This window comes from Streptomyces sp. NPDC034049, assembly GCF_055575575.1.
Window position 1 is genome coordinate 249,462 of the sequence record NZ_JBVISJ010000001.1, and the last position, 19,800, is coordinate 269,261.

Consider the following 19,800-nt stretch of genomic DNA (forward strand, 5'->3'; position numbering starts at 1 on the left):
TGTGACGACGGCCGGCCGGGGCCGGTCGACCACAGGTGGTCTACATGTTCGACTCCCGGGCAACAAGAGGGCACAGACGACACGGAGACCTAAGGGTTGTCGCCACTTGCCTAAAGCTTTTAGGCAACTGCATAATCGACCCACCCGGTCGAACGGACCGGAACACGGACGGAAGGACGGTGCCACGGGCATGGCGCGTGCGGGACTCAGCCCGGAACGTCTCGCCCTGGCGGGCGCCGAGTTGGCCGACGAGATCGGCTTCGACGAGGTGACCGTCTCGGAGTTGGCCCGCCGTTTCGACGTGAAGGTCGCGAGTCTCTACTCGCACGTGCGCAACTCCCAGGACCTCAAGACCCGGATCGCCCTCCTCGCCCTGGAGGAGATGGCCGACCGGGGCGCCGCCGCGCTCGCCGGCCGGGCCGGGAAGGACGCGCTGGCCGCGCTCGGCGACGTGTACCGCGACTACGCCCGCGCACACCCCGGCCGGTACGCGGCGGCCCAGTTGCGGCTGGACCCGCCGACGGCCGCGGCGAGCGCGGGCGGCCGGCACGCCCGGATGACCCGGGCGGTCCTGCGCGGCTACGACCTCACCGAGCCGGACCAGACCCACGCGGTCCGGCTCCTCGGCAGCGTCTTCCACGGCTACGTCAGCCTGGAGTCGGCCGGCGGCTTCAGCCACAGCGCCCCCGACTCGCAGGAGAGCTGGGAGCGCGTCCTGGACGCCCTCGACGCCCTGCTGCGCAACTGGCCCGCCCAGCCGCCCGGTTGACCCCGGCCGCCGCTCCGGCCGGCCGCCGCCCTCCGGCACCGACCGCCGCCGCCGACCAGTCCGTTCCCCCCGATCGTCAGGTTGAGCCCATGCCCAGCGCCTCTCACCCCGCCCGCCACACGAACCGGCCCATGACCTCCTCCTGGATCACCACCCCCATCACCGCCGACCTCCTGCGCGGCGCCCTGGAGCTGGAGCGCACCGAACACGGCGTCCTGCCGCACCGGTTGCCCGCCCGGGCCCGCGCCCAGTGCTCCGATCCGCAGCTGGCCGTGGTCGAGTCCCAGCCCTCCGGCGTACGCCTGGTCCTGCGCACCCGTGCCACCGCCGTCGAGCTGGACGCCCTGCGCACCAAGCGGACCTACGTGGGCGCCCCGCCCCGCCCGGACGGGCTGTACGACCTCGTCGTCGACGGCCGCCCGACCGCCCGGGCGAGCGTGCCGGACGGCAACACCCTGACCATCGACATGACCACCGGCACGGCGGAGCACCGGCCGGGTCCGCCCGGCACGGTGTCCTTCACCGACCTCCCCGACGGCCTGAAGACGATCGAGATCTGGCTCCCGCACAACGAGACCACCGAACTCGTCGCCCTGCGCACCGACGCCCCCGTCGAACCCGCCCCCGACCCCGGCCGCCGGGTCTGGCTGCACCACGGCAGCTCCATCAGCCACGGCTCCGACGCCGCGAGCCCCACCGGCATCTGGCCCGCCCGCGCCGCCCTGCTGGCCGGAGTCGAACTCGTCAATCTGGGCCTCGGCGGCAGCGCCCTCCTCGACCCCTTCGTCGCCCGCGCGATCCGGGACACCCCCGCCGACCTGATCAGCGTCAAGATCGGCATCAACCTCGTCAACCACGACGTGATGCGGCTGCGCGCCTTCACCCCGGCCGTCCACGGCTTCCTCGACACCATCCGCGAAGGCCACCCCGACGTCCCGCTCCTCGTCGTCTCGCCGATCCTCTGTCCCATCCACGAGGACACCCCCGGCCCCAGCGCCCCCGACCTCAGCGGCCTCGCCGAGGGCCACCTCCGCTTCCGCCCCATGGGCGACCCGGACGACATCACCCCCGGCAGGCTCACCCTCCGCGTCATCCGCGAGGAACTCGCGGCGCTCGTGGCCCGGCGTTCCGAGGAGGACCCCCACCTCCACTACCTGGACGGCCTCGCCCTCTACGGCGAGCAGGACGCCGCCACCCTCCCGCTCCCGGACGACCTCCATCCGGACGCCGAGACCCACCACCTCATCGGAGAACGCTTCGCGGAGCTGGCCTTCACAGCCAAGGGGGCATTCGCGCCCTGAGGTGCCGCAGGCCCCTCAAGGGGCGCGGGGCGGTATCGATATGCGGCTCGCCCGCGTGGGCGCGAGCAACCACATACAACCCGCAGTCGCCCGCGCACCCCACCCCCCGAGCCCTCCTGCGCAAAGGCACCGAACGATAAAGTGCGCCCCATGCGCGATCTGAGGGTGGGTTTCCAGTACCTCGTCCAGGGCCAACGCTGGGTGGCCGGGCACGGGAAGCAGTACGGCTTCGGCCTGATCCCGGGCCTCATCACCCTGGTGCTCTACATAGCCGCCCTGGTGGCCCTCGCCGTCTGGGGCCCGGACTTCGTCACCTGGGCCACCCCCTTCGCGGACGACTGGTCGAGCCCCTGGCCGGGCCTCTTCCGCGGCCTCCTCACGGCCGTCCTGTTCGCCCTGGCCCTGGCCCTCGCGGTCATCACCTTCACCGCCGTGACCCTCCTCATCGGCCAGCCCTTCTACGAGAACCTCTCGGAGAAGGTCGACCGGGACGTCTCACCGGACGGCACCGCCCCGGAGTCCGACCTGCCGCTCTGGCAGGAGCTGTGGGTCTCGGCCCGCGACAGCCTCCGCATCCTCGTCCGGGCCCTGGTCTGGGCGGTCCTGCTCTTCGCCCTCGGCTTCGTCCCGTTCGTCGGCCAGACGGTGGTGCCGGTGATCGGCTTCTTCGTGACCGGCTTCTTCCTCACCGAGGAGCTGACGGCCGTCGCCCTCCAGCGCCGCCGCGTCGAACTCCGCGACCGCCTCGCCCTCCTGCGCTCCCGCAAGACGCTGATCTGGGGCTTCGGCACCCCGCTCGGCCTCGCCTTCCTGGTGCCGTTCGTCGCCGTCTTCCTGATGCCGGGCGCGGTCGCCGGCGCCACCCTCATGGCCCGTGACCTGCTGGGCGAGGAGACCACCGGCGAGGACGAGCGCAACCGCGTCCCCGGCGACGGCCACCCCGTCCCGCCCATGTTCCGCAAGCCCGAGGTCGGCGCCTGACCGGGCGTCGTGCCACCGCCCGGCCGGAGGGTCCTCAGGCGCCGGGAGCCGAGGCGTCCACGGCGACCGTCACGATCGCCCGCACCTGGGCGATGATGTCCAGCCGGTTGCGCACGAACTCGGGATCGGTCACTGCCCCCGTCGCCGGGTCGGTGTTGCCGGTCCCGAACTGCAGGACGGGTGTGTGCACATGCCCGCCCGGCAGCGACGAGCCGAGCCCCAGCCGGTCGCGCAGCAGCGTCGCCCGGTAGGCGATCTCGTTGGAGAGGTAGTCGCCGCCGCCGCCGGCCCGCGCGGTCGAGCCGGGCGTCGGACCGTTCGGGCGGACCACCGCAGCCGTGCCGCCGGCCGGTATCTCGGTCACGCTCGTGTTGTCGTAGACCGGGAAGCGGCCCGTGTCCGCGGCGACGACGTCCGCGTACGGCAGGGTCGTGGTCGTCCACTGCGGCTGGCCGGCGGGGTCGGCCACCGGGATGGTGCCGGTGCTGCCGACGGTGTCGTTGTCGGCGAAGCCGCCGCGCCAGGCCCCGTTGGTCCGCTCGATGTCGAAACGACCCACCCGGCCCTGGCTGACGGTCGCGAAGAGGTCCACCCGGGGCAGCGGCGCACGGAGCGTCCGCTCGACGGTCCCGTCCGCGAAGTCCTGCCAGCGGACGGGGAAGACGGCGGTCTCGACGCGGGCGAGCCCGTCGGCGGTCCGGATCACCGTCCCGTCGAGCGCGAGCGCGGTCGCCCCGGACGGGTTGGAGATCCGTACGTCCCGGTCCAGCGTGAACGGATCGAACCCGGTGACGAGGACCCGCTTCACCCCCTCGCCGCGACGCGGGAAGCGCAGGGAGTCCTGCCCGCGCGACGTCCGCTCCAACTCCCGCAACAGAGACGCTCTCTGACGGTCACTCAGCTCGAACGCGGGCTCCCAGGCCCGCACTTCCCGCGTCATCCCCAACCGCGCCCAGTACAGCGGCCGGTCGTCGTCCCGGCTCAGGTCACCGCCCGCCGGCCCCCGCCCCTGCGCCCGGTCCACGGCCCGCGTCCACAGCCGCCCACCCTGCCGTACGACGATCCGCTCGGCCTGCGCGTACGACCGCGCCCCGTCCAGCGCCTCGGCGAACTCCGGTGCCACGGTGTCGAATCCGGACCGCCGCAGGATCTCCTGGGGCACGGCCCGGTCGAGTCGCTGCTCCTCGACCGTGGGCGCGGCGGCCGAGGAGGCCGATGCCGCCGCCGGGGGCGAGGCGGCGGCGGAGGTGGGGGCGCAGAGACCGGCGAGCAGGGCCGCGAGCCCCATCGTCGCTCCGCGTGCCCGTCGGTAAGTCGTCAGTGAGACCAAGGGAGTTCGGTCCTTCCGTCTGGGTCGTGCCGTGGGGTGCCGCTCCGGACGGCGGCAGTATCGCGTGACGGAAGGGGCTCGCGCCATGCCCGCCGCCGCCGGGGACACACGTCGCGGTCGGCGCCGGAAGGGGCGCCCGGCCGCGCACGCGCCGCAGGACCCGCACGCGCCGCAGGACCCGCACGCGCCGCAGGACCCGCACGCGCCGCAGGACGAGGACGCGCACATGGCGCACGGCGGCTCAGCGGTCCGCGCCTCGCGGCACCGGGACCCGCGCCGCCGCCTCCCGCAGAGCTTCGAGGAACGCGTGTGCGGCGGGCGACGGCGCCACCCCGCGAGCCGTCGCCGCGTACACCACCCGCCCGGCCGCCTCCTCGTCCACCACCGGCAGCAGCGCGACGTCCGACCGTACGGACCCGGCGGCCAGCGCCGGTACCAGCGTGACCCCGAGCCCGGCCGCCACATAGCCCAGCTTGGCGATCCACTCCACGACGACATGCGCGATCCTGGGCCGGAAACCGTGGCGCAGGGCCGCGTCGAGCAGTGTTCCCTCGGGGTGGGCGTCGCCGGATATCCAGTCCGCGTCGGCGAGTTGGGGGAGCCGCACCGCACCCCGCCCGGCGAGCGGATGGCCGGCGGGGACGGCGACGTACAGCGGTTCGTCGAGGAGGTGATGGAGGTCGTACGCGTCGAGGGGCGCGCGTCCCGTGGTCGACACGATCGCCAGATCCAGCCCGCCCGCGCCCAGCCGATCGAGCAACACGGGCGTGAACCCCTCGTCCCGGGTGAGCCGTACACCGGGATGCCGGGCCCGGAACGCGGCCATCGCGTGCGGGACGAGCGCCGCGTCCGCCGTGGCGAAGGCACCGATCCGCACCACCCCGCCGGCTGCCTCCCGCAGCGCGGTCAACTCCCGCTCCGCCTGCCCCAGTCGCTCCACCAGGGCCTCGGCGTGCGGGACGAGCGCGCGGCCCGCCTCCGTGAGCCGCACCCCGCGCGGCAGCCGGTCGAACAGCGCCGCCCCGCCCAACGCCCCCTCCAGCGAGGCGACCTGACGCGACACGGCCGACTGGGTCCAGCCGAGCGAACGCGCGGCGACGGTGAACGACCCGTGCCGCGCGACCTCCAGGAACACCCGCAGCCAGAAGGCGGACAGATCGGGAACGCCGACGGCGGGGGACACGCCGTTCGCGTCATGCACCTCACGCATGGCGGCCATGCTAGACATTCGCTTGTCGCATCACACGGCCGGACCTAGCGTCGAGGCCATGGAGATCACCCTCGACAACCCGCCCTCCGCGCCGCAACCGCTGAGCCCCTACTACTCCCAGGTCGCCCGCGTTCAACTCGCCGACGGCAGTGCCCTGTTGTACCTCTCGGGCCAGATCGCCGAGGGCGCCACCGTGGCCGACCAGACCCGAGGCGTCTTCGAGACCGTCGCCGCCCTCCTCGCGGCCCATGGCGCCACCCTCGCCGACATCATCAACATCCGCACCTACCTCACCGACCTCAGCACGCTCCACGAGTACGGCGCCGTGCGCACCCGGTTCCTGCCGGGCACACCCCCGACCAGCATGACGATGGAGGTTCCGAAACTCTTCAGGCCCCAGGCCCTGGTGGAGGTCGAGGTCGTGGCGGCGGTGCCCGCGCGAGGGTGATCAATACACCTAGGGGGTGTCCTCGCCCAGCAGGCCCAGGAAGTCGCGGAACGCCCCCGGCATGTCCACGGTGTCCGGGGCCAGCAGCCACTGGTACTGCAGGCCGTCCATCACGGCCACCAGCAGCGGGGCCGCGCGCTCCGGTGTGAGCCCGCTCGGGAGCCGGTCGCCGTACTCGGCGCGCAGCACCTCGGCCATGGAGCCCCGCACCCGCTCGTACCGCTCGGTGAAGAACTCGCGCGCGGGATGCCCCTCCGTGACGCTCTCGCCGAGCAGCGCGGAGAAGGTCTGCACGATGCCGGGCCGCATGGCGTTGTACTCGACCAGGGAGCCCAGCAGATCGAGCCGCAGCGGGCTGTCGGGGACGGCGTCCCACCGGTCCCGCTCCCTGAGGACGGCGACGAGCAGCGCCTCCTTGGTGGGGAAGTAGTGCAGCAGCCCCTGCTGGGTGAGCCCGACGCGCTCGGCGACCGCGGCCATGCTCGCGCCCCGGTAACCGCGCTCGGCGATCACCTCCAGGGCCGCCAGCACGATCTCCGCGCGCCGCTCCTCGCCCCTGACGCTCCTGGTCCCACGGGTGCCGCTCATGCCGTCACCGTACGGCATGACGCCCTCCGGGACCGCCCTAAATATCACGGCAGCATAACGAAACCTACCGATCTACAGGTGATGCGTGCACGATGGCGGGAGACGAACGGACTCGACGAGGAGGCACCGCGATGGCGGCAACCCCGGGCACCCGCCCCACCCCGGCAGACGAGGCCCGCGCAGCGGCCGTGGAGGAGGCCCTCGCCAGGCTGGACCTGGACGCCAAGGCGAGGCTCCTCGCCGGCCAGGACATGTGGACGCTGCCCGCGCTTCCCGAGATCGGCCTCGCCTCCCTCGTCATGTCCGACGGCCCCATCGGCGTACGGGGAGTGCGCTGGACCGCCGAGGACCCGTCCGTCGCGCTGCCCTCCCCGACCGCCCTGGCCGCCGCCTGGGACCCCGAACTCGCCCACCGTGCAGGAGTGTTGCTGGCCCAGGAGGCGCGCCGCAAGGGCGTCCACGTCCTCCTCGCCCCGACGGTCAACCTGCACCGCTCACCGCTGGGCGGCCGCCACTTCGAGGCGTACAGCGAGGACCCCTACCTCACCGGCGAGATCGGCTCGGGCTATGTGGCGGGCGTGCAGTCCGGCGGCGTCGGCACCACGGTCAAGCACTTCGTCGCCAACGACGCCGAGACCGACCGCTTCACGGTGAACAACCTGGTCTCCGAACGCGCCCTGCGCGAGCTGTACCTGGCCCCGTTCGAGGCGATCGTGGCGAACGCCCACCCCTGGGGCATCATGACCGCCTACAACACCGTCAACGGCACCACGATGAGCGAGCACCGCTACCTCGTGAACGAGGTCCTGCGCGGCGAGTGGGGCTTCGACGGCTTCAACGTCTCCGACTGGCTGGCCGCCCGCTCCACGGCCGCCGCCCTGACCGGCGGCCTCGACGTCGCCATGCCCGGCCCGGTCACCGTCTACGGCGAGGCCCTGGCCGCCGCGGTCCGCGCCGGCGAGGTCACGGAGACCGAACTCGACGAGGCGGTCCGCCGTGTGCTGCTGCTGGCCGCCCGCGTCGGCATCCTCGAAGGCGCCGACCCGGTCGTCACCGAACTCCCCGCCCCCGTCGACGGCGACGCCCTGGCCCGTGAGATCGCCCGTCGCTCCTTCGTCCTCGTCCGCAACGAGGCCCGGGACGGCCGGGCCGCCCTCCCGCTCCGGCCGGGCTCGACGGTCGCCCTCATCGGCGCCGCGGCCCGCGACGCCCGCGTCCTCGGCGGCGGCTCGGCCACCGTCTTCCCCGACCACATCGTCTCCCCGCTCGACGGCCTCACCGCCGCCCTCCCCGAGGGCGCCCTGACGTACGCCGTCGGCGCGGACCCGAACGAGGAACTGGGCGTCGCCGACAAGGGGTTCACCTTCGAGGCCGTCTGCCGCGACACCTCCGGCACGGTCATCGGCACCCGCTCCTCGCCCAGCGGCCACATCCAGTGGATGGGTTCGGACCTCCCCGACGGCGTCACCCACAGCACCCTGCACACCGTCGAGGTGACCGGCACCTTCGTCCCGCGCGAGACCGGCACGCACACCTTCGGCATCAAGGGCCTCGGCGCCTACACCCTCACCGTCGACGGCACCACCCACTTCGACGGTGTCCGGACCACCGACACGGACGACCCCTTCGTCTCGTTCTTCGGCGCCCCCGTCCCGCTGGCCCAGGTCGAACTGACCGAGGGCACACCGGTACGGGTCTCCCTCACCCATGTCGTGGAACTCGCCGCCGACGCCCCGATCACGATGCTCGCCTTCTCCCTCTGCCACCAGGGACCGCAGCGCGACCCCGACGACCTGATCGCCGAGGCCGTCGAGGCCGCCCGCGCCGCCGACACGGCCGTCGTCGTGGTCGCCACCACCGAGCGGGTCGAGTCCGAGGGCTTCGACCGCAAGGACCTGCGCCTCCCCGGCCGCCAGGACGACCTGGTCCGCGCGGTGGCCGCCGCCAACCCCGCCACGATCGTGGTCGTCAACGCGGGCTCCCCGGTGGAACTCCCGTGGCGCGACGACGTGGCCGCCGTCCTCCTCACCTGGTTCCCCGGCCAGGAGGGCGGCGCCGCCCTCGCCGACGTCCTCACCGGCACCCACGAGCCCGGCGGCCGCCTCCCCACCACCTGGGGCACCCTGTCCGAGGCCCCGGTCACCCAGGTCACCCCCACCGCCGGCGAACTCACCTACGACGAGGGCGTCTTCATCGGCTACCGCGCCTGGGACAAGGAGAACAGGACCCCCGCGTACCCCTTCGGCCACGGCCTCGGCTACACCGACTGGACGTACGAGTCCCTCGACGTCAGCGGCACGACGGCGACCGTCCGCGTCCGCAACACGGGCTCACGCGAGGGCCGCGAGACCGTCCAGCTCTACCTGGCCCCCACGACCCCGGACGCCACCCGCCCGACCCGCTGGCTCGCGGGCTTCGCGACGGTGGAGGCGGCCCCGGGCGAAACGGCGGAGGCCGTCATCCAACTCCCGGGCCGCGCCTTCGAGATCTGGGACGAGACGACCAACGCGTGGGCGTACGTGAAGGGTTCGTACGAGCTGGAAGCGGGCCGTTCCCTGGCCGACCGCCGCCTTACAGCACCGATCGAGGCATAGGGCACCCCTCAGGGGCGCGGGGCCGTGTCGATATGCGGCTCCGCCGCGTGGGCGCGACCAGCCCCCATGAACCCGCGCCCGACACACCTACGAACGCACCCCGAACCCATAAACCGTCTCCGACCGATACACGCCGCCCGGCCGCAGTTCCGTACTAGGGAACCGCGGCCGGTTCGGCGAATCGGGAAAGTGCTGCGTCTCCAGCGCGACCCCGGCGCAGGGCCCGAACGGCTCCTCCAGATGATCCGCCGTGTAGAGCTGCATCCCCGGCTCGGTCGTCGCCACGCTCAACACCCGCCCCGACCCCGGCTCCCACAGCTCGGCCACCACCTCAGGGCCCTCCGTGACCCCCTTGTCGAGCACGAAGTTGTGGTCGTACCCGCTCCCCACCTTCCGCGCCGCCCGGAAGTCGAACCGGGTCCCCTCGACCTCCGCCGTCTCGCCGGTCGGTATCAGATCCGCGTCCACCGGCGTCACCCGCGACGCGTCGATCCGCAGCTCGTGCCCACCGGCGCCGCCGGAGCCGGCGCCCGCCAGGTTCCAGTACGAGTGATTGGTCAGGTTCACCACCGTCGGCGCGTCCGTGACCGCCTCGTACGCGATCCGCAGCGCGCTGCCGTCCTCCTCCAGCGTGTACGTGGCGGAGACCTCCAGCCGTCCGGGAAAGCCCTCCTCGCCGTCCGGGCTCACCCGCGTCAGCCGCACCCCGGCCCCGTCCGCGACGCCCCGCGCCTCCCACACCCGCTTGTCGAAGCCGAGCGGACCGCCGTGCAACGAGTTCGGAGGGTTGTTGCGCGCCAGCTCGTACGTCCGCCCGTCGAGGGTGAAGCGCCCACCGGCGATCCGATTGGCGTACCGTCCGACGAGTGCCCCGAAGAACGGCCCCTGATGGCGCAGATACCCGTCGAGGCCGGCGAACCCCAGCACCACGTCGGCCGTCCGCCCGTCCCGGCCCGGAAGCTCCACGGACTGCACGATCCCGCCGTACGTCAGGACCCGCACCCGTGTGCCGCCCCGCTCCAGCGTCCACCGGTGCACGGGCGAGCCGTCGGAAAGTGTGCCGAAAAGTTCGCTCATGAGCGAAACCCTAGGTCACAGGAATCCGGGGCCACGACGGAACCCTCGGTCACGACTCCTTGGCGCTGACGACCCGGTACGCGATCTCCGCCAGCCGCGCCTGTCCGTCCACGCTCGGATGGAACCAGTCCCACTGGCTGAGCTGGGCCCGCCCGAAGCGGTAGTCGAAGACGGCGTCCCCGTCGTACCGGCAGTGGCGGTCCTTCGCGCAGACCTCGCGCAGCACGTCGTTGTACGCCTCCACCCGGTCCTGGACGGCGTCGCGCCGCTGGCCGGCCGCCGTGGTGAGGGCGTCCGGGTCGGCCAGCATGGACGGACAGATGCCCAGCTTCCACACCTGCTTGCCGACCGGGCTGACGCGGCCCGCGGACCACAGCCGCTTCAGATCCGGCACGCTCGCCACGAACACCTGCGCCTTGGGCAGCGCGTCCCGCAGCGTCGCCATCGAGTCCTCGAAGTCCGCGCGGAAGTCGGCGACCGGCGTCATCGCGGCGACGGTCGCGCGGCACGCGTCGTTCGCCCCGACCATCACCGTGACCAGCTCCGGCTCACGGGTCACCGCCCGGGCCATCTGGTTCGGCAGGTCGGCCATCCGGGCCCCGGTGACCGCGTAGTTCCAGCTGTGCCGCAGCGCGCCGGAGCGGCCCAGCAGCCGTACCGCGAGACTCTCGACCGAGGCGTCGGTGCCGGTCGCCCAGGACACCTCGGGGCAGTCGGAGAGGACCTTGCACGCGTCGAAGCCCCGGGTGATGGAGTCCCCCACGGCGACCAGCGACTCGGGCGTGCTGTCCCACGCGGGCGTCGGCCTCGGCGACGCGGCCCGCGGTCCGGTCCCCTCGGGGCCGGGGGAGTCACCGCCCGTGGCGTCGCACCCGGTCACGGCCAGCAGGAACGCGGCCGTGGCCGCGCCCCACACCGCCCTCGAACGGTGGCGTCGCTTCCGCATCCCCTGGTCCCCTCGGTCGGTCCTGCACGTGCAAGTTCCCACCCATCACAACGCGCGGGAGTTCCCGACACGGGAGACCGACGAGAACGCTGCGGCGAACGGTGCAACTGTTCCGTACCGCACACGCGTCCCCCCGGGTGAAACAGCGTCGCGTCCTGGCGTCCGCTCCGACGGTACGTCACACTCCTTGCCCCGCCGCACGGTAGCCTCGCCCCGTGGCCGCCCTGCCACTGCCGTTCCGTCGAATGACAAGATGCCCTGCTCTGTGGAGGCCCCGGTGACGACACGTGGAGTCCTGTACGTGCACTCCGCGCCGCGTGCGCTGTGCCCGCACGTCGAGTGGGCCGTCGCGGGCGTTCTCGGGACCCGCGTGAACCTCGACTGGATCCGGCAGCCGGCCGCGCCGGGCACCTGGCGCTCCGAGTTCTCCTGGCAGGGCCAGGCCGGCACCGCCTCCAAGCTGGCGTCGGCCCTGCGCGGCTGGCACCTCCTGCGCTTCGAGGTCACCGCCGAGCCCTGCGCCACCGCCGAGGGCGAGCGCTACAGCTGCACCCCCGACCTCGGCATCTTCCACGCCGTCACCGGCATCCACGGCGACATCCTCATCCCCGAGGACCGCCTCCGCGCCGCCCTGCTCCGCAGCCAACGGGGCGAGACCGACCTGGAGTCCGACCTCGCCAAGCTCCTGGGCAAGCCCTGGGACGACGAACTGGAGCCGTTCCGCTACGCGGGAGAGGGCGCCCCGGTCCGCTGGCTGCACCAGGTGGTCTGAGAACGAGGGGGCGCCCCCGATCTTTCAGGGGCACGGGGAACTGCGCGAGAAGCCCCACGGACCCGCACCCGACGTACAGACAGCTGTGGCCCGAATCCCTGAAAGGGACCCGGGCCACAAGCGCGTCAGCGAACGAATCAAACCGTCCGGAACGCCAGCACCACGTTGTGCCCACCGAACCCGAACGAGTCGTTGAGCGCGGCGATACGGCCCTCGACGGGCAGCTTGCGCGCCTCACCCCGCACGATGTCCGCGTTGGCCTCGGCCTCCGGGTCGAGGTCGTTCACATTGATCGTCGGCGGAGCCACCCGGTGGTACAGCGCGAGCACCGTCGCCACCGTCTCCACCCCGCCGGCCCCACCGAGCAGATGCCCGGTCATCGACTTCGTCGCCGACACCGCGAAGTGGTCGGTGTCGTCGCCGAACACCTTCCGCAGCGCCTTCAGCTCCGCGATGTCACCGGCCGGCGTCGACGTCCCGTGCGCGTTGACGTGCACGATCTCCGCCGGGTCCAGGTCGGTGCGGTCCAGCAGGTTCTGCAGGGCGTGGGCGATCCCGCGCCCCTCCGGCTCCGGCTGCACGATGTCGTGGCCGTCGGCGGAGATGCCCTGGCCCACGGCCTCGGCGTAGACCCGGGCACCCCGGGCCGCCGCGTGCTCCGCCGACTCCAGGACCACGACACCGGCACCCTCGCCGAGGACGAAGCCGTCACGGCCGGTGTCGTACGGACGGGACGCGCCCTGCGGGTCCTCGTTGTTCTTGGACATCGCCATCATGTTGCCGAACGCGGCGATCGGCAGGGGGTGGATGGCGGCCTCGGTGCCACCGGCGATCACGACGTCGGCGCGGCCGGTGCGGATCATCTCGATGGCGTAGCCGATGGCCTCGGCGCCCGACGCACAGGCGGAGACCGGGGTGTGCACACCGGCGCGCGCGCCGACGTACAGACCGACGTTGGCGGACGGGCCGTTGGGCATCAGCATGGGCACGGTGTGCGGGGAGACGCGGCGTACGCCCTTCTCCTTCAGCACGTCGTACTGGTCGAGCAGCGTCGTCACACCACCGATGCCGGAGGCGATGACCGCGCCGACGCGGTCCGCGTCGACGGTGCCGTCGTCGGCCGACGTCTCCGTGTAACCGGCGTCCGCCCACGCCTCCTTGGCCGCGATCAGCGCGAACTGCGCCGAGCGGTCCAGGCGGCGGGCCTGCGGCCGGGGAATGACCTCGGTCGGCTCCACCGCGATCTGCGCGGCGATGCGGACCGCCTGGTCGGCGGCCCACTCCTGCTCCAGGGGGCCGACACCGGACTTGCCGGCGACCAGCCCTTCCCAGGTGGAAGTCGCGTCGCCACCCAGCGGTGTGGTTGCGCCGATACCGGTGACGACCACGGTGCGATTGGTCGAGCTCACGGGAATGTTCTCCAACGGTTACGAGGAATCAGCGGCGCCACCGCCGGGTGGCGGGGCAAGCGGACTGCTCCGCGGTGGATCGGGCCGGACCCGATCCGCCGGATCAGCCCTGGTGCTTGAGGATGTAGTCGGTCGCGTCGCCGACCGTCTTGAGGTTCTTGACGTCGTCGTCCGGGATCTTGACGTCGAAGCGCTCTTCGGCGGCGACGACGACCTCGACCATGGACAGCGAGTCGACGTCCAGGTCGTCGGTGAAGGACTTGTCCAGCTGGACGTCCTCGACCGGGATGCCGGCGATCTCGTTCACGATGTCGGCGAGACCGGCGACGATCTCTTCCTGGGTGGCGGCCATGTCAGGCGCTCCTTCGTAGTTTCCAGAGGGTTGGCGGCCCGCCGCGTCAGCGGCAGGTTGTGCGTTTCCCGCACCGGACCGCAAGATCCGGAGCGGGTGCCTAGGGGAGGGTAACGACCGTCGCGGCGTACACGAGACCCGCCCCGAAGCCGATGACGAGCGCGGTGTCGCCGCTCTTCGCCTCGCCGGTCGCCAGGAGCCGCTCCATCGCGAGCGGGATCGAGGCGGCCGAGGTGTTGCCGGTGGTGCGCACGTCACGCGCGACCGTGACATGCTCCGGCAGCTTGAGTGTCTTCACCATCGAGTCGATGATCCGCTCGTTGGCCTGGTGGGGAATGAAGACGTCCAGGTCGTCCGAGCTGATCCCGGCCGCTTCCAGCGCCTGCTGTGCGACCTTCGCCATCTCGAACACGGCCCAGCGGAACACCGCCTGGCCCTCCTGCGTGATCGCGGGGAACTTGACGTTGCCCTCGCTGTCCAGCGGAAGATTCTCGACGTCCCCGATCCGGAACTCGTTCCACGGGACCGTCTGCTTGATCGTGCCGGCCTTGTCGCCCTCGGAGCCCCACACCGTGGGGCCGATGTGCGGCTCCTGGGAGGGACCGACGACGACCGCGCCGGCGCCGTCGCCGAAGAGGAAGGCCGTGGCCCGGTCCTCCAGGTCGGTCAGGTCGGACAGCCGCTCGACACCGATGACGAGGACGTACTCCGCGGAGCCCTCGACGACCATGCCCTTGGCGAGGGTGAGGCCGTAGCCGAAGCCCGCGCAGCCGGCCGAGATGTCGAAGGCGGCGGCCTTGGCCGTGCCCAGCTTGTCGGCGATCTCGGTGGCGACGGCCGGGGTCTGGCTGAAGTGCGAGACGGTCGAGACGACGACCGCGCCGATCTGCTCGGCGGAGATCCCGGCGTCGGCGATCGCCTTGCCGGAGGCCTCGATCGACATGGCGGCGACGGTCTCCTCGTCGTTCGCCCAGTGCCGGGTCTCGATGCCGGAGCGGGAGCGGATCCACTCGTCGGAGGAGTCGATCCTCTCCAGGATGACGTCGTTGGGCACCACCCGGACCGGGCGGTAGCCGCCCACGCCGAGGATGCGCGCGTACGGGGCGCCCTTGCTAGGCCTGATCTTCGACATAGCTCCGGGGCTCCTAGTTCTGGTGCTCGGCGATGAGCGCGCGGGCGGCGTCGAGGTCGTCCGGTGTCTTCAGCGCCACCGTCGCCACACCCGGCAGCGCGCGCTTGGCGAGACCGGTGAGCGTGCCGCCGGGGCACACCTCGACGATCGCGGTCACACCCAGCTCCTTGAAGGTCTCCATGCACAGGTCCCAGCGGACCGGGTTGGCGACCTGACCGACGAGACGGGAGAGCACCTCGGCGCCGGTGGCGACGGCCTGCCCGTCCTTGTTCGAGACGTAGGTGAGCTTCGGGTCCCCGGGGGCGAGTTCCTCGGCGGCCTTGGCGAGGCTGTCCACGGCGGGGGCCATGTGGTGCGTGTGGAAGGCGCCCGCGACCTTGAGGGCCACCACACGACGGACACCCTCGGGCTTGTCCGCCTCCAGGGCGGCCAGCTGCTCCAGGGTGCCGGCGGCGACGATCTGCCCGGCGCCGTTCACGTTGGCCGGGGTCAGCCCCAGCTTCTCCAGATGCGGGACCGTCGCCTCGGGGTCGCCGCCGAGCAGCGCGGACATACCGGTCTGGGTGATCGCGGCGGCCTCGGCCATGGCCAGGCCCCGCTTGCGGACGAGGGACAGCGCGGCCGTGTCGTCGAGGACACCGGCGAACGCGGCGGCGGTGATCTCGCCGACGCTGTGCCCGGCGACCGCGCCGGGCGCCACCTCTCCGAGGGCGGCGGCGGACAGCAGTCCGGCCGCCACGAGGAGCGGCTGGGCCACGGCGGTGTCGCGGATCGCGTCGGCGTCGGCCTCGGTGCCGTAGTGGGCGAGGTCCAGCCCGATGGCGTCCGACCACGCGCCGAGGCGGTCGGCGGCGCCGGGGAGGGCGAGCCAAGGAGTCAGGAAGCCGGGCGTCTGGGCGCCCTGGCCGGGAGCGACGAGTACGAGCACTCTCACACTCTCTCTTGAGGGCGGCTCAGGCCGCCCGTGGGGACAGGGACGAAGAACACGAGGGGGTTTTGTAGCCCTCCGACAAAACCCTAGAGCTGGGGATCCCCATCCACCAGACGCCCCAGGATCAGCGCGATCCTCAAGGTGAAGGCCGAGCGTACATCGGAAGGCGACCAGCCGGTGACGTCAGTCACACGTCGAAGCCGGTAGCGCACGGTGTTGGGATGGACGAACAGCATCCGGGCCGCGCCCTCGAGGCTCGACGCCTGTTCGAGATAGACGCTGAGCGTCTCCAGGAGAGCGGAGCCTGCCTCCTCCAGCGGTCTGTAGATCTCCTCCACCAGTTGCTCGCGCGCACTGGGATCACCGGCGATCGCGCGCTCCGGAAGCAGATCGTCCGCCAGAACGGGACGCGGCGCGTCCTGCCACGCCGAACACGCCTTGAGTCCGGCGGCGGCGGCCTGCGCGGACCGGGTCGCGGCCAGCAGGTCGGGCACGATCGGCCCGGCCACCACCGGCCCCGCCGCATACGGGCCGATCAGCGACTTCGCCACCTGCAACGGGTCGTTGTTCCCGCCGGCGATCACCACCAGGCGGTCGCCGAGCACCCCGGTGAGCACCTGGAGCTTGGCGTGCCGGGCGGCGCGCCGGATGGCCTCCACGGTCAGCTCGCTGTCGCCGTCCGGGGCGGTGCCGAGGACCACACAGACATGGTCGGGGGAGTTCCAGCCGAGCGCGGCGGCCCTGCTGACGGCGCCCTCGTCGGCCTCGCCGCTGAGCACCGCGTTCACCACCAGGGACTCCAGCCGGGCGTCCCAGGCGCCGCGTGCCTCGGCGGCCTGCGCGTACACCTGCGCGGTGGCGAAGGCGATCTCCCGCGCGTAGACGAGCAGGGCCTCGCGGAGCACGCTCTCGTCGCCGGGGGCGGCGACCTCGTCGATGGCGGACTCCATGACCTCGATGGTCGTGCGCACCATCTCCACGGTCTGCCGGAGCGTGATCGCCCGGGTCAGCTCACGCGGCGCGGTCCCGAACACGTCCGTCGAGATGGCCTGCGGGGCGTCCGGGTGCCGGAACCACTCGGTGAAGGCGGCGATACCGGCCTGGGCGACCAGCCCGATCCACGACCGGTTCTCCGGCGGCATCGCCCGGTACCAGGGCAGCGTCTCGTCCATCCGCGCGATGGCCTGCGCGGCGAGACTTCCGGACGACTTCTCCAGCCGCCGCAGCGTCGCGGAGTGCGGATGGACGTACGGCGCGGTTGCGGATTTGCGGGTTTCGGGTTCGGGCACGGGACAAGACTGCCTCATCAGGACACCCGTGTGCGGCGCGGGTCGCTACCGTGGAGTACGTGATGGACCTGAGGCGCGCCGCCACGCGCTACCCCGGTGGGGACCCGGAGGCCGGGATCTCCTCGCTGCACGCCTTCTCCTTCGGGGCGCACTACGACCCCGACAACCTGCGGTTCGGCGCGGTGATCGCCTGCAACGAGGAGCGGCTCGAACCGGGCGCCGGGTTCGACGAGCATCCGCACAGCCACACCGAGATCGTCACCTGGGTCGTCGAGGGCGAGCTGACCCACCGGGACACCACGGGCCACGAGACCGTCGTCCGCTCCGGCGACGTCCAGCGGCTCAGCGCGGCCGGCGGCGTCCGCCACGTCGAGCGCAACGACGGCTCCGCGCCGCTCACCTTCGTGCAGATGTGGCTGGCCCCGCTGGACCCGGGCGGCGACCCGGCGTACGAGATCGTGCGCGGCATCGCCGACTCCACCCCGTACGCCGTCCCCGAGGCCGGCGCCATGCTGCACGTCCGGCGGCTGGGGACGGCGGGGGAGCGGACCGCGGTACCGGACGCGGCACGGGCGTACGTGCACGTCGTCCGGGGCGCGGTGCGGCTCGGACCGCACGAGCTCGGGCCCGGGGACGCGGTGCGGGCCGAGGACGAGAAGGGGCTGGACCTGATCGCCGTCGCCGCGCCGGCCGAGGTGCTGGTGTGGGAACTCGGCGGATGAGGGCCCGTCAGTTCTCGGCGGTCGGTTCCTCCGCGTTGCGCCACACCGTGATGTCCACCGAGACGTAGTCGCTGGGGTCGCCGCTCGGCGCCGAGCCCTGGAAGGTGACCAGCGCCATGTGGCCCGAGTTGGTCCGCACGCACATCTGGGAGCCCTTGGAGACCTGGCCGAGCTTGACGGAGTCCGTGTACCGGGTCTCGCCGCGGCAGGTGGCGAGGGAGCCCTTCTGGGAGTTGTTCAGCAGGACGAGCTTGTCGCTGCTGCTGCCCACCTTCTTCTCCTCGAACAGCGGGTCCGAGTAGTAGTAGAAGTCGCCGTCGTCCTCGTACGACACGCCCATCTCGCTGTCGATGGGCTTGGGCGGGGAGTCCGCGAAGCGCACGTAGTAGTTGCCGGGGATGTTGACGCCCTTGAACGTGACCGGCTTCGGGTCCGACTTCGGCTTCGACGCGGAGCCGTCGCCGGAGCCGGTCGACGCACCGCCGGTCGAGCCGCCGGAGGACTGGCTCGACGAGCCGCTCGACGAATCCGTGAGGCCCTTCACGAGCGACGCGCAGCTGCCGAGAAGGCCCAGTCCGAACACCGCCGCGACACCGATCCCGATCCACTTGCCGACGTTGCTGCGGGGCGGCGGCACGGGCAGCGGACGGGGAGGCCCCTGCGGATGGCCGTGACCCGGCGGATACGGCTGCTGCCAGCCGCCCGGCTGCGGGTACGGCGCATGGTGCCCGGTCGGCACGGTGTGCGGCCCCGAGGGCCCCGGCTGCGGGGCGTACGGCGCCGACGGCGGCCCCACCGGGCCCGGCGGGGGCGGGGTCGTCGGACCGGAGTGCATCGTCGGCGCCGCGTGCATCGTCTGCGCGCCGTGGTCCACGGACGGCGGACTCAGCTGGGTGACCGGGGCGGTGGGCGGCGGCGTCTGGGTCGCCGGGGTCGCCGTCTCGGCCGCCCTGTTCCGCTCCGCCAGCAGCTCCGCCGACGCCGAGACCCGCCGGGTGATGTCGGCGCCGATCGCCTCCGGCAGCCACGAGCCCGACTGCACCAGCGGCGTCGGCGACGCCTCCTGGCAGAGGGCGACGACCTCGGCGGGGGAGGGGCGTTCGGCCGGGTCCTTGGCCAGACAGCGCTCGATGAACCGGAGTTCGTCGGAGAGACCGCCGAGGTCGGGTTCCTCGTGGACGATCCGGTACAGCACCGCGTGCGAGGGCCCGTCGCCGTACGCGCCGGAACCGCGGGCGGCGAACGCGGCCACCTGGCCGAGGGCGAACACGTCCGAGGCGGGGGTGACCGGCTTCCCGGCCGCCTGCTCGGGCGACATGAAGGCCGGGGTGCCGATGGAGACGCCGGTGCCGGTCAGGGCGGTGGCGTCGGCGGCCCGCGCGATGCCGAAGTCGATGACCCGGGGCCCGTCGGCGGCGAGCAGCACGTTGGAGGGCTTCAGGTCGCGGTGCACGATGCCCGCGCCGTGGATGACCGAGAGCGCCTCCGCGACCCCGGCGAGCAGCAGCAGGACCGAGTTCAGCGGCAGCGCGCCGTGCTCGGCGACCGCCGCGTGCAGAGAGGGGCCGGGCACGTAGGCGGTGGCCAGCCAGGGCTGCGCGCCCTCGGTGTCGTGGTCGAGGACGGGCGCGGTGTAGAGGCCCTGCACGCGCTGGGCGGCCTGCACCTCCTGCTTGAACCGGCGGCGGAACTCCGGGTCCTCGCTCAGCTCGGGCCGGATCGTCTTCAACGCGATCGGGTGCCCGCCCGGCGTGTACGACAGGTACACCGTGCCCATACCGCCGGAGCCGAGCCGTGCCGCGAGCCGGTAGCTCGCCACGGTCGTCGGGTCACCGGCCTCCAGCGGCCGGAACTGCCCGCCCGCGCGAACCTCGCCCATGGTCTCCCCCGAAAGCTGTGCGCCTGTGGTGCACGGGGGAGGCTAGCGGACGGATCGGTGCCGGGGGCCC

The 19,800-nt window shown here is 72.7% G+C and carries 18 protein-coding genes; 7 read left to right on the top strand and 11 right to left on the bottom strand.

Annotated features, from left to right (window positions below; all coding sequences use genetic code 11):
• The first annotated feature begins 190 nt into the window (after positions 1 to 190).
• From ACZ52C_RS01065 to ACZ52C_RS01075, 3 genes are all read left to right on the top strand, one after another.
• On the top strand, positions 191 to 769 hold the full coding sequence (locus ACZ52C_RS01065; protein WP_469072795.1) for a TetR/AcrR family transcriptional regulator: 579 nt from the start codon (positions 191 to 193) through the stop codon (positions 767 to 769).
• Between the two features lie 89 nt (positions 770 to 858).
• Positions 859 to 2,070, top strand: coding sequence for a GDSL-type esterase/lipase family protein (locus tag ACZ52C_RS01070; protein ID WP_469072796.1), 1,212 nt, complete (start codon positions 859 to 861; stop codon positions 2,068 to 2,070).
• A gap of 150 nt (positions 2,071 to 2,220) precedes the next feature.
• Positions 2,221 to 3,051: an EI24 domain-containing protein gene (locus ACZ52C_RS01075; protein ID WP_469072797.1), complete on the top strand. Its 831-nt coding sequence runs from the start codon at positions 2,221 to 2,223 to the stop codon at positions 3,049 to 3,051.
• 34 nt (positions 3,052 to 3,085) lie between these two features.
• Here the strand turns inward: ACZ52C_RS01075 and ACZ52C_RS01080 are convergent, their stop codons facing one another.
• Positions 3,086 to 4,339, bottom strand: coding sequence for a pyroglutamyl-peptidase I (locus ACZ52C_RS01080; protein ID WP_469072798.1), 1,254 nt, complete (start codon positions 4,337 to 4,339; stop codon positions 3,086 to 3,088).
• Between the two features lie 283 nt (positions 4,340 to 4,622).
• A complete protein-coding gene (locus ACZ52C_RS01085; RefSeq protein WP_469072799.1) occupies positions 4,623 to 5,591 on the bottom strand; it encodes a LysR family transcriptional regulator in 969 nt (322 codons plus the stop codon).
• Positions 5,592 to 5,649: 58 nt separating this feature from the next.
• On the opposite strand from ACZ52C_RS01085, the gene ACZ52C_RS01090 reads away from it, so the two are divergent.
• On the top strand, positions 5,650 to 6,039 hold the full coding sequence (locus ACZ52C_RS01090) for a RidA family protein (RefSeq protein WP_469072800.1): 390 nt from the start codon (positions 5,650 to 5,652) through the stop codon (positions 6,037 to 6,039).
• A gap of 9 nt (positions 6,040 to 6,048) precedes the next feature.
• Here the strand turns inward: ACZ52C_RS01090 and ACZ52C_RS01095 are convergent, their stop codons facing one another.
• Positions 6,049 to 6,645, bottom strand: coding sequence for a TetR/AcrR family transcriptional regulator (locus tag ACZ52C_RS01095; RefSeq protein WP_469072801.1), 597 nt, complete (start codon positions 6,643 to 6,645; stop codon positions 6,049 to 6,051).
• A 113-nt stretch (positions 6,646 to 6,758) separates the two neighbouring features.
• Here ACZ52C_RS01095 and ACZ52C_RS01100 point away from each other — a divergent pair, with 113 nt between their 5' ends.
• On the top strand, positions 6,759 to 9,221 hold the full coding sequence (locus ACZ52C_RS01100; protein WP_469072802.1) for a glycoside hydrolase family 3 protein: 2,463 nt from the start codon (positions 6,759 to 6,761) through the stop codon (positions 9,219 to 9,221).
• An 87-nt stretch (positions 9,222 to 9,308) separates the two neighbouring features.
• Here ACZ52C_RS01100 and ACZ52C_RS01105 read toward each other — a convergent pair whose 3' ends face one another.
• Positions 9,309 to 10,298 carry an aldose epimerase family protein gene (locus tag ACZ52C_RS01105; RefSeq protein ID WP_469072803.1) on the bottom strand — a complete coding sequence of 330 codons (990 nt, stop codon included), beginning with the start codon at positions 10,296 to 10,298 and terminating at the stop codon, positions 9,309 to 9,311.
• A 49-nt stretch (positions 10,299 to 10,347) separates the two neighbouring features.
• The gene (locus ACZ52C_RS01110) at positions 10,348 to 11,244 is read right to left on the bottom strand and encodes an SGNH/GDSL hydrolase family protein (RefSeq protein WP_469072804.1); all 897 of its coding nucleotides are present in this window, start codon (positions 11,242 to 11,244) and stop codon (positions 10,348 to 10,350) included.
• A 277-nt stretch (positions 11,245 to 11,521) separates the two neighbouring features.
• On the opposite strand from ACZ52C_RS01110, the gene ACZ52C_RS01115 reads away from it, so the two are divergent.
• A complete protein-coding gene (locus ACZ52C_RS01115) occupies positions 11,522 to 12,016 on the top strand; it encodes a DUF3145 domain-containing protein (RefSeq protein WP_045558053.1) in 495 nt (164 codons plus the stop codon).
• A gap of 137 nt (positions 12,017 to 12,153) precedes the next feature.
• Here ACZ52C_RS01115 and fabF read toward each other — a convergent pair whose 3' ends face one another.
• The 5 genes from fabF to fasR form a co-directional block, all read right to left on the bottom strand.
• A complete protein-coding gene (fabF, locus tag ACZ52C_RS01120; protein ID WP_239753936.1) occupies positions 12,154 to 13,425 on the bottom strand; it encodes a beta-ketoacyl-ACP synthase II in 1,272 nt (423 codons plus the stop codon).
• 103 nt (positions 13,426 to 13,528) lie between these two features.
• Entirely contained in the window at positions 13,529 to 13,777 is a 249-nt protein-coding gene (locus ACZ52C_RS01125) for an acyl carrier protein (RefSeq protein WP_045557916.1), read from the bottom strand.
• Between the two features lie 100 nt (positions 13,778 to 13,877).
• Positions 13,878 to 14,909 (bottom strand): ketoacyl-ACP synthase III, encoded by a 1,032-nt coding sequence (locus tag ACZ52C_RS01130; protein ID WP_045557917.1) that lies wholly within the window; start codon positions 14,907 to 14,909, stop codon positions 13,878 to 13,880.
• A 13-nt stretch (positions 14,910 to 14,922) separates the two neighbouring features.
• The gene (locus tag ACZ52C_RS01135) at positions 14,923 to 15,837 is read right to left on the bottom strand and encodes an ACP S-malonyltransferase (protein ID WP_469072805.1); all 915 of its coding nucleotides are present in this window, start codon (positions 15,835 to 15,837) and stop codon (positions 14,923 to 14,925) included.
• A gap of 89 nt (positions 15,838 to 15,926) precedes the next feature.
• Positions 15,927 to 17,129 carry a fatty acid biosynthesis transcriptional regulator FasR gene (fasR, locus tag ACZ52C_RS01140; protein ID WP_329901569.1) on the bottom strand — a complete coding sequence of 401 codons (1,203 nt, stop codon included), beginning with the start codon at positions 17,127 to 17,129 and terminating at the stop codon, positions 15,927 to 15,929.
• 62 nt (positions 17,130 to 17,191) lie between these two features.
• Here fasR and ACZ52C_RS01145 point away from each other — a divergent pair, with 62 nt between their 5' ends.
• Positions 17,192 to 17,851 carry a pirin family protein gene (locus ACZ52C_RS01145; protein WP_469073400.1) on the top strand — a complete coding sequence of 220 codons (660 nt, stop codon included), beginning with the start codon at positions 17,192 to 17,194 and terminating at the stop codon, positions 17,849 to 17,851.
• A 7-nt stretch (positions 17,852 to 17,858) separates the two neighbouring features.
• On the opposite strand, the gene ACZ52C_RS01150 is transcribed toward ACZ52C_RS01145, so the two are convergent.
• On the bottom strand, positions 17,859 to 19,730 hold the full coding sequence (locus tag ACZ52C_RS01150; RefSeq protein ID WP_469072806.1) for a serine/threonine-protein kinase: 1,872 nt from the start codon (positions 19,728 to 19,730) through the stop codon (positions 17,859 to 17,861).
• Between the last annotated feature and the right edge of the window lie 70 nt (positions 19,731 to 19,800).